Here is a 9,055-nt window from a genome sequence, read left to right as displayed (position 1 = left end):
GGGCGTCGTTGGAGGCGATCGCGGAATTGGGTCTTGCACCTGACCCTGCGTCAGGTGATTGAGTTCGGTTCATGCGAGACACGACCCACGACGGCGACGGCACCGAGCTGACCATCGGCGAGGCCGCCGAGCTGCTCGGGATCACCGTGCGGGCGCTGCGGCATTGGGAGTCGATCGACCTGCTGGTGCCGTCGTGGCGGACGCTCGGCGGCCACCGGCTCTACGTCGACGCCGACCTGGAACGCGCGCAGCGGATCCTGGTGTACCGGGAAATCGGCCTTCCGCTCGCGGAGGTCCGTGAGCTGGTCGACGGCGGCGGCGATGCCCGTGAGCACCTGGAGCGCCAGCGGCGTTTATTGACGGAGCGCGCCTCGCATCTGCGCCGGATGATCGGCGCAGTCGACGAGATGTTGGAGGAGATGACCGTGTCCAAGAACGGCAAGAACGACAAGAAGATGGATCCCCGCGCGGCGGCCGAGAAGTTCGGCGGCGGCTGGCGCCAGGACTACGCCGACGAGGCGGAGGAGCGCTGGGGCGGCACCGAGGCCTGGGCGCAGTCCCAGGAGGCCAACGCCAACCGCACCGAGGGCGATTGGGCGCAGATGTTCGCCGAGCAGGAGCAGATCGTCGCCACAATCGCCGGCGCCGTCGAAGACGGCACCGACCCGGATTCGGAGCTGGGGCGCGAGGTGTCCGCGATGCACCGTGCGGGCATCGCGAAGCACTACGACTGCACCCACGGCCGGCAGGTGCTGCTGGCCCGGATGTACCTGGCCGACGAGCGTTTCCAGAAGTCCTACGGCGGAGAGGAGCCGACGAAGTGGCTGGTCGCGGCCATCGAGGCCGACGCCCGAGCGAATGGCGTCGATCCCGACGACGCTTCCTGGGATTGACCCCTCGGGCCGATTCCCGCCCGGCTCCGCCGCGGATCGCCTACCCTCGCGGGCATGAGCGAAAAGCACCACGACCCCGTCACGGACCTTCCGGACGGGGTCGACGCCGATTCCGTCCGCCCGCGCGTGGTCATCGTCCACGGATTCAACGGCTACCCGGCCAAGCACTGGTTCCCGTGGCTGGCCTCCGAGCTGGTCGGGGAGGGTTTCCCCGTCACCCGCGTGGCGTTGCCCGAGCCGACGCGGCCGGACCCGGGGGCGTGGGCGGCGGCGCTGGCAGAGCAGGCCGGCACGTTGGACGGGGCCGTGGTGGTCGCCCACTCCCTCGGCTGCATCACCGTGCTGTCGCATCTGGAGCAGCACCCGGAGCAGCGGCCGCGCGGCCTGGTTCTCGTCGCCGGTTTCGACGCGCCGGTGGCGGCGCTGCCGGAGCTCGACGACTACATTGGCGACGGCGTGGGCACCGAGGAGCTGCTGCCGAGGCTCGGCGAGGTGGCGGTGGTCATGTCCGACGGCGACCACATCGTGCCCAACGCCGACACCGCGGCGATGGCGAAGAGGCTCGGCGTCGAACCAACTGTCGTCCCCGGCGCGAAGCACTTCCTGTACTCCGACGGCGTGACCGAGGTGCCCGAGGTCCGCGACGCCGCGCTGCGGATCCTGTCGACGTAGCAGAAGCAACCCTGATGCTCCAGCTCACCCGCACCGCCGCCCGTGCCGCCCGGTGCCGGGCGCAGCTGCTCACCGCCAAGGATCGCGCCGCCGATCCCGTGTCCGCCGTGCGCCACATGCTGGCCATGCAGGCTCAGAACGCGAAGGCGGCGCGGTGGGCGGTGGGCATCCGCACGAAGAGCGCGAAGTATTCGGACGTACAGGCCGCGTTGGAATCCGGCGCGCTGATCCGCACGTGGCCCATGCGCGGCACGCACCACGTCATGGCCGCCGAGGACGTCTCCTGGCTGACGGGCCTGTGTTCTCACCGGGCGCGCTCAGGCGTGGAGAAGCGCCGCGCGGCCCTGGGGCTCACGCTCGACGACGTGCTCCGTGCCGGTGCCGCCCTGGTCGGGGCCACCACCGACCCCGAACGACTGCCCGAACACGTCGCCGAGAAGGCCGTCCCCTTCGTCGGCCCGAGAGGTGCTGCGGTCGCGTTGACAAGGGACGGCGTGCGCGAGCTGTGGGCGACGGTCGGCATCGATTCGTCGTCGAGCCGCGGTTCCCACATGCTGCGTTTCCTGTGCGAGGAACGCGTCCTGGTGCAAGGCCCGCCGGTCGGCACCGCGGACACCTTCACCGCGTTCGAGGCGTGGGTGCCGGCGGCCGACGACGGTGCCGACGACGCGGAGACCGATGAATTGTTGCGTCGGCTCGTCGTCAAGCATCTGCGTGGCCGGGGACCGGCGAAGGTCTCCGACATCGCGTGGTGGTCGGGGCACACGCGCGAGGCCATCGCGAGGGGAGTGGCCGCGGCCGGCGAGGCGGTGACCGAGGTCTCCGTGGCCGGGCAGCCGCATCTCATGCTCGCCGAGGCCGCCGAGGAGGTCGCGGCGAGCCCGAAGGCCCGGCCGCCGCGCGGGCCGATCGCGCTGCCGGCGTTCGACGAATACCTCATGGGCTACGGCGACCGGACGCTGGTGCTCGACCCGGTCGCGGAGCCAGAGCTGTTCGCCCTGATCGGCCCGACCATCAATGGCCTGGTGAACCGGGCGACGATGAAGGCCGGGCGGATCGTCGACACCTGGGACGACGACCACCCGGCCGCATCGGACTACCGCAGATTCGCGGGGCGGTGAACTACACGTCCCGCACGTGACCCGTGAAGTGCGGGCGCCGCTTCTTGCGGTCCCACGCCACGATGTCGGTGCCGCCGCGGCCCTCGCCGTCGACGACCTCGCCCGCGCGGGTGATGGCGACCATCACCGTCGCCGGCACGATCACCGGCGCCGCGAACTCGATGTGGAACTCGAACGGGGCGCCGCCCGGCACATCGGACTCCGCCAGCGCACGCGAGGCGGTGTACATGCCGTGGGCCACGACGCCGGGCATGCCCAGCGCCTTCGCCGTCAGGCCCGTCACGTGGATCGGGTTCCAGTCGCCGGAGACCTTCGCCCACGTGCGGCCGATGGAACCGGGGATCCGCCACTGCGCCGTCGGGCGCGGCACCTTGAACTGCGGCCGCTTGGACGAGCCGGCCGCGTCGTCGAGGGGCTCGACGTCGTCAAGCTTCTTGCCCTTGGCCAGGTACACCGAGGTCTCCTCGACGAGGACCTCGCCATCGCGCGACACGGTCGACTCGTGCACGATCTCCGTGCCCGAACGGTGCGCGCGGAAACCTGCCACGCGGACCTCCACGTCGACCTGCGAGCCCACCGGAACCGGCTTGAGCTGGCGGTACGTGTTCGACGTGTGGATCAGACCCATCATCGGCAGCGGGAAATCATCGGCCGCCATGAGCTCCATCTGCAGCGGCATGATCAGCGCGTGGACGTGGCCGAAGAAGGCCGAGTTCGCGACGTGATCGATCGGCGGGGCACCGGCGACGCGGCGGAACTCCTCATCGCGCGACGCGGAAACCTCCACGCCCTTGACGGCCAGGGCCGGGGTCTTCAGGTTCGACGTGCGGTTCGAGCGCTTCCCGCCCGTGGCGGCCTTCGCGTACAGCGGCACCAGCGACGGGACGGAGGACAGGACTTTGGCTTCAGTCATGCCGGCGCCCCCTACTGGCCCACGATGTTCTGGCCGCACACGCGCAGAACCTCGCCGTTGACGCCCAGCGCGCGGTCGGAGACCAGGAACGAGATCGCCTGCGCGACGTCGCCCGGCTGGCCGCCCTGCTGCAGCGAGTTGACGCGGCGCGCGACCTGGCGGTTGACGAACGGGATCGACGCGGTCATGTCGGTCTCGATGAAGCCCGGGGCGACGGCGTTGATGTTGCCGCCGAGCTTGGCCACGCGGTCGGCGGTGGCCTCGACCATGCCGATCACGCCGGCCTTCGAGGTGGCGTAGTTGGTCTGGCCGCGGTTGCCCGCGATGCCCGACGTCGACGACATGGTGGCGATGCGCGGGGAGTTCTGGAACGCCTCGTGCGCCAGCAGCTGCTCGTTCATGGTCAGCTGCGCCTCGATGTTGACGGCGATGACCGAGCCCCACTTGGCCTCGTCCATGTTCGCCAGCATCTTGTCGCGGGTGATGCCCGCGTTGTGCACCACGATGTCGAGCTTGCCGAAGCGCTGCTTCGCGGCGTCGGCGATGCGGTTGCCGGCGTCCTCGGCGGTGATGTCGAGCTGCAGGGCCAGGCCGCCGAGCTCGTTGGCCACCTTCGCCAGCGCGTCGCCGGCCGGCGGCACGTCGATGACGATGACGTCGGCGCCGTCGGCCTTCATCTGGCGGGCGATGGCCGCGCCGATGCCGCGGGCGGAGCCGGTGATCGCGGCGACCTTGCCGGCCAGCGGCTTGTCCCAGTCGGCGGGGATCTCGCCGGCGTCGGAGGACACGGTGAGGAACTGGCCGTCGACGAACGCGGAGCGGCCCGACAGGAAGAAGTGCAGCGAGGCGACCACGGAGGGGGCGGTGACGTCGACGCCGTCGTGGACGAGGATGCCGTTGGCGGTGGAGCCGCCGCGGACCTCGTGGCCCATCGAGCGGACCAGGCCCTCGGCACCGCCGCGGGCGGCGTTGACGGCGACGTCCTCAGCCGACCCCGAGCCCTCGCCGTGCTCCGCCTTCGCGCGGGAGATGACGATGAAACGGCCGCCCTTGTCGAGCTTGCGCAGGTGCTTCGCCGCATTGAGCACCGGCTCCTGCAGATCCTTCGGGCGCGCGGCCTCGGTGACGACGACCACGATCGCGCCGACCTTGTCGTCGCCGGCCTGGTCGCGCCGGACGTTGAGATCCCAGTCGCCGAGCTGCTTAGCGACGGCGTCGGCGTCGGAACCGGATCCGGTCACGAGCACCTTGTCGTTCTTCAGCAGCGGGTCGCCCGGCTTGTGGCGGCGCAGGTGCGGGGGCTGGGGAAGGCCGAGGGACTTGGCGACGCCCGTGAGCGGACCGCCGGTGACCAGTTCCTGGTACTTGTCTGCCATGTCAGATTCTCCTTGATGGTGTGTTCGCGGGGCTTACGGGCGGGCTTCGAGGATGGCGACGACGCCCTGGCCGCCTGCGGCGCAGACGGAGATCAGGCCGCGGGCGACCTGGCCGGTCTCGTCGGCCTTGGCGCGCAGCATCTTCGCCAGCGAGGCGGTGATGCGGCCGCCGGTGGCGGCGAAGGGGTGGCCGCAGGCCAGCGACGAGCCGTTGACGTTGAGCTTCTCGCGGGGGACGGAGCCCAGGGCGCCGTCGAGGCCGAGCTTCTCGCGGCAGTACTCCTCGTCCTCCCAGGCCTTCATCGTGGCGCACACGGTGCCGGCGAAGGCCTCGTGGATCTCGAAGAAGTCGATGTCCTCGAAGGTCAGGCCCTGGCGGGCGAGGATGCGCGGGGTGGCGTAGGCCGGGGCCATGAGCAGGCCCTCGTCGCCGTGGACGAAGTCGACGGCGGCGGACTCGACGTCGACGACGTCGGCCAGCACGGTCAGGCCACGCTCGGCGGCCCACTCCTCGGAGGAGATGAGCACCGCGGACGCACCGTCGGTCAGCGGCGTGGAGTTGCCGGCGGTCATGGTGGGCTCGGCCTCCAGGCCACGGCCGAAGACGGGCTTGAGCTTGCCCAGCTTCTCGGCGGTGGAGTCGGCGCGCAGGTTGGTGTCGCGGGTGACGCCCTTGAACGGGGTGACCAGGTCGGAGAAGAAGCCCTCGTCGTAGGCGCGGGCCAGGTTCTGGTGCGACTTGGCGGCGAGCTCGTCCTGCTCGGCGCGGGTGATGCCCCACTCGGCGGTGGTCAGGGCCTGGTGCTCGCCCATGGACAGGCCGGTGCGCGGCTCACCGGTGCCCGGGGTGGCCGGCGCGAGGTCGGCCGGGCGGATGGCGGCCAGTGCCTTGAGGCGGCCGGCGGTGGTCTTCTGGCGGTTGGCGTTGAGCAGCGCCTTGCGCAGGCCGTCGGACACGGCGATCGGGGCGTCGGAAGTGGTGTCCACGCCGCCGGCGATGCCGGCCTCGATCTGGCCGAGCTTGATCTTGTTGGAGATGGAGGACAGTGCCTCCATGCCGGTCGCGCACGCCTGCTGGATGTCGTACGCCGGGGTGGTCGGGTCCAGGGCGGAGCCGAGCACGCACTCGCGCACGAGGTTGAAGTCGCGCGAGTGCTTGAGCACCGCGCCGGCGGCGACGGAGCCGAGGCGCTCGCCGGCCAGGCCGTAGCGGGCGACGAGGCCGTCGATGGCGGCGGTGAGCATGTCCTGGTTCGACGCGTTGCTGTATTCCTTGTTGGAGCGCGCGAACGGAATGCGGTTGCCGCCGACGATGACGGCGCGGCGCGGAGCGTTCTGAGTGGGCTGAGTCGTCATGTGACTGGTGCCTTCCTTGATCCCTATGTGTGATCTGAGTAACTAAATGTAGACATTATCCCGTATTGCGACGCATGTCACCCCGTTTCGTAAAACGCCGGGTGGATCGCGGCACCTCCGGTCACACCCGGGGTTAAGGATGCGGGCGTAAGAATGACCGCGTTGAGATCACCCCGCCCCGTCCCTGACGGGCCGCGCCGTGCAGGCCGCCGTCGTCGCCGTGCTGCTCTTCGTACTGTTCCTCATGGCCCGGCCGCCGGCGGGCGCCGATGCGCGGCGCTGGCCTACGCCGACATCGGCCGCCGCGCACCCCGCGACGTTGGCGTGTGCAGGTCCACCTGCCCCCGGCGTACTTCGCGCACCCGCGCCCGAAACTGCCCGTCGTCGTCCTGGTGTCGGGAGTGCCCGGCTCCCCGGAGCAGTGGTTCGCCGAAGGCCGGGCGGGGCAGACCCTCGACGCCTTCGCGGAAGGCCACCGCGGGCTGGCCCCCATCACCGTCGCCGTCGACGCCAACGGGGCCACGTTCAAGGACACCCTCCGCGTCGACTCCCCGGCCACCGGGGACAAGGTGATGACGTACCTGGCCGAAGACGTGCCGCCGGGCGTCGCAAAGCCCTTCGACGTCGACCCGGACCCCGCGGAAACCGTGGCCACGTACCTCCGCGGGGACAGGAAGGCGTACGACGCCATCGACCCGCTGAAGATCCGGGAAACCGCGCGCTTCGGCGGCGGCGTCCACGGCCGCATCATCGCCGGGCATCGACGTCGCCTACTCCGAGACCCCCGGCGCCCACACCTGGCGGGCCTGGGCCGCCGGCTTCGCGGAGTCCCTGCCGTGGCTGTCCGCCCGATTGGGGTTGACCGGGGAAGACTCCTAGCCCGGGGTCTATGCTCTATCCCCATGCGACCCGAACTTTCCGCGTACAGCCACCTGACGGCGGGCAAGGTCCGCGAGATCTACGAGATCGACGACGACACCCTTCTCATGGTCGTCTCCGATCGCATCTCCGCGTACGACCACATCCTGGACACGCCGATCCCCGACAAGGGCCGCGTGCTCACCGCGATGAGCGTCTTCTTCTTCGACGAGCTCGACTTCCCCAACCACCTCGCCGGCCCCGCCGACGACGAGCGCATCCCTGCCGAGTCCCTCGGCCGCGCCCTGGTGTGCAAGAAGCTGGAGATGCTGCCGTTCGAGTGCGTCGCCCGCGGCTACCTGACCGGCTCCGGCCTGGCCGAGTACCGCGAATCCGGCACCGTCTGCGGCATCGAGCTGCCGGAGGGACTGGTCGAGGGCTCCAAGCTGCCCGAGCCGATCTTCACCCCGGCCACCAAGGCCGAAATCGGCGACCACGACGAGAACGTGCCGTTCTCGCGCGTCGTCGCCTCGCTGGGCGAGCACCGCGCCAACGAGCTTCGCGACGCCACCCTGTCCATCTACTCCCGCGCCGCCGAGCTGGCGCTGGCGCGCGGCATCATCCTGGCGGACACGAAGTTCGAGTTCGGCCTCGACGCCGACGGCGGCCTGGTGCTCGCCGACGAGGTCCTCACCCCGGACTCCTCCCGCTACTGGCCAGCGGATTCCTACGTGGAGGGCCAGGTCAACCCGTCGTTCGACAAGCAGTACGTGCGCAACTGGCTGACGTCGCCGAAGTCCGGCTGGGACAAGAACGCCTGCACGCCCCCGCCGCCGCTGCCCGGCGGCGTGGTCGAGGCGACCCGCGAGCGCTACATCGAGGCCTACGAGCGCATTTCCGGCCGCCGCTTCTCCGACTGGATCGGCGACCCCGCTTGATGGCCACCGCACCCATCGCCGCCCGCCGCCGGCACGTCCGCGCCCATCACGGCCGCGAGTTCGTCGACGAGTACGAGTGGCTGCGGGACAAGACCGACCCGGAGGTCATCGCGCACCTCAACGCGGAAAACGCGTACACCGACGCGATGACCGCCGACCTCCGCGACCTGTCCGAGGCGATCTTCGGCGAGATCAAATCCCGCGTGCAGGAGACCGACATGTCGGTGCCGGTGCGCTCGGGCGACTGGTGGTACTACTCCCGCACCCTGGAGGGGAAGTCCTACGGGCTGTCGTGCCGCATGCGCGCCGACGGCGACGACTGGACCCCGCCGGCGATCCCGGACGCCGCGCCGGGCGAGCCCGTGCCGGGGGAGGAGATCCTCCTCGACCTCAACGAGCTGGCGGAGGGCCACGAGTTCTTCTCGCTGGGTGCCGCGTCGGTGACCGTCGACGGCAACCTGCTGGCGTACTCCGTCGACGTCGTCGGCGACGAGCGCTACACCCTGCGGATCAAGGACCTGCGCACCGGGGAGCTGTACGACGACGTCATCGCCGACATTTCCGCCGGCGCCACCTGGGTCGGGTCGGACCACCTGTTCTATCAGCGCCTGGACGAGGCCTGGCGGCCGGATTCGGTCTGGCGCCATGCCGTCGGAAAGCCCGCGTCCGAGGACGTGCGCGTCTTCCACGAACCCGACGAGGCCTACTGGGTCGGCGTGGGCACGACCCGCAGCGAGAAGTACCTGATCTTCGAGGCGGGGTCGAAGATCACGTCGGAGACCTGGTACCTGGAGTGCTCCGACCCGACGGGCGAACCGGTGTGCGTGCGCCCCCGCGAGCGCGGCGTCGAGTACGACGTCGACCACGCGGTCATCGGCGGCGAGGACGTCTGGCTGGTCACCCACAACATGACCGGCCCGAATTTCGC

7 protein-coding genes and 2 pseudogenes are annotated in these 9,055 nt (G+C 70.5%); 6 read left to right on the top strand and 3 right to left on the bottom strand.

What is annotated here, in order from left to right; translation table 11 throughout:
- Positions 1 to 71 precede the first annotated feature (71 nt).
- Genes GX015_RS03880 through GX015_RS03870 form a run of 3 tightly spaced genes read left to right on the top strand, consistent with a single transcriptional unit; the run spans position 72 to position 2,686 of the window.
- On the top strand, positions 72 to 893 hold the full coding sequence (locus GX015_RS03880; RefSeq protein WP_291342933.1) for a MerR family transcriptional regulator: 822 nt from the start codon (positions 72 to 74) through the stop codon (positions 891 to 893).
- A gap of 54 nt (positions 894 to 947) precedes the next feature.
- Positions 948 to 1,565 (top strand): alpha/beta fold hydrolase, encoded by a 618-nt coding sequence (locus tag GX015_RS03875; RefSeq protein ID WP_291342931.1) that lies wholly within the window; start codon positions 948 to 950, stop codon positions 1,563 to 1,565.
- Between the two features lie 14 nt (positions 1,566 to 1,579).
- Positions 1,580 to 2,686 carry a winged helix DNA-binding domain-containing protein gene (locus GX015_RS03870; protein ID WP_291342929.1) on the top strand — a complete coding sequence of 369 codons (1,107 nt, stop codon included), beginning with the start codon at positions 1,580 to 1,582 and terminating at the stop codon, positions 2,684 to 2,686.
- Position 2,687: 1 nt separating this feature from the next.
- Here the strand turns inward: GX015_RS03870 and GX015_RS03865 are convergent, their stop codons facing one another.
- Genes GX015_RS03865 through GX015_RS03855 form a run of 3 tightly spaced genes read right to left on the bottom strand, consistent with a single transcriptional unit; the run spans position 2,688 to position 6,331 of the window.
- The gene (locus GX015_RS03865) at positions 2,688 to 3,599 is read right to left on the bottom strand and encodes a MaoC/PaaZ C-terminal domain-containing protein (RefSeq protein WP_291342925.1); all 912 of its coding nucleotides are present in this window, start codon (positions 3,597 to 3,599) and stop codon (positions 2,688 to 2,690) included.
- 11 nt (positions 3,600 to 3,610) lie between these two features.
- Positions 3,611 to 4,975 (bottom strand): 3-oxoacyl-ACP reductase, encoded by a 1,365-nt coding sequence (locus tag GX015_RS03860; protein WP_060925398.1) that lies wholly within the window; start codon positions 4,973 to 4,975, stop codon positions 3,611 to 3,613.
- 33 nt (positions 4,976 to 5,008) lie between these two features.
- Positions 5,009 to 6,331: an acetyl-CoA C-acetyltransferase gene (locus GX015_RS03855; protein ID WP_046650223.1), complete on the bottom strand. Its 1,323-nt coding sequence runs from the start codon at positions 6,329 to 6,331 to the stop codon at positions 5,009 to 5,011.
- Between the two features lie 269 nt (positions 6,332 to 6,600).
- Between GX015_RS03855 and GX015_RS03850 the strand changes: the two are divergent.
- The 3 genes and pseudogenes from GX015_RS03850 to GX015_RS03840 all read left to right on the top strand — a co-directional run.
- Positions 6,601 to 6,963: pseudogene (locus GX015_RS03850) on the top strand (alpha/beta hydrolase-fold protein); the annotation flags it as partial.
- A gap of 270 nt (positions 6,964 to 7,233) precedes the next feature.
- Positions 7,234 to 8,127, top strand: a complete 894-nt coding sequence (locus tag GX015_RS03845; protein ID WP_291342935.1) for a phosphoribosylaminoimidazolesuccinocarboxamide synthase — start codon at positions 7,234 to 7,236, stop codon at positions 8,125 to 8,127.
- Between the two features lie 47 nt (positions 8,128 to 8,174).
- Positions 8,175 to 9,055 (top strand): annotated as a pseudogene (locus GX015_RS03840) (oligopeptidase B); the annotation flags it as partial.

Origin of the sequence: Corynebacterium sp., assembly GCF_012837295.1 — a bacterium.
Lineage (GTDB): Bacteria > Actinomycetota > Actinomycetes > Mycobacteriales > Mycobacteriaceae > Corynebacterium.
The sequence above is the reverse complement of the archived record's forward strand: the minus strand, read 5'-3'. Positions and strand labels throughout refer to the sequence as shown.

Bases quoted from the DNA above. Each gene is read 5' to 3' on its own strand.
- GX015_RS03880 (WP_291342933.1), top strand. From the start codon at position 72: ATGCGAGACACGACCCACGACGGCGACGGCACCGAGCTGACCATCGGC.
- GX015_RS03875 (WP_291342931.1), top strand. From the start codon at position 948: ATGAGCGAAAAGCACCACGACCCCGTCACGGACCTTCCGGACGGGGTC.
- GX015_RS03870 (WP_291342929.1), top strand. From the start codon at position 1,580: ATGCTCCAGCTCACCCGCACCGCCGCCCGTGCCGCCCGGTGCCGGGCG.
- GX015_RS03865 (WP_291342925.1), bottom strand. From the start codon at position 3,599: ATGACTGAAGCCAAAGTCCTGTCCTCCGTCCCGTCGCTGGTGCCGCTG.
- GX015_RS03860 (WP_060925398.1), bottom strand. From the start codon at position 4,975: ATGGCAGACAAGTACCAGGAACTGGTCACCGGCGGTCCGCTCACGGGC.
- GX015_RS03855 (WP_046650223.1), bottom strand. From the start codon at position 6,331: ATGACGACTCAGCCCACTCAGAACGCTCCGCGCCGCGCCGTCATCGTC.
- GX015_RS03845 (WP_291342935.1), top strand. From the start codon at position 7,234: ATGCGACCCGAACTTTCCGCGTACAGCCACCTGACGGCGGGCAAGGTC.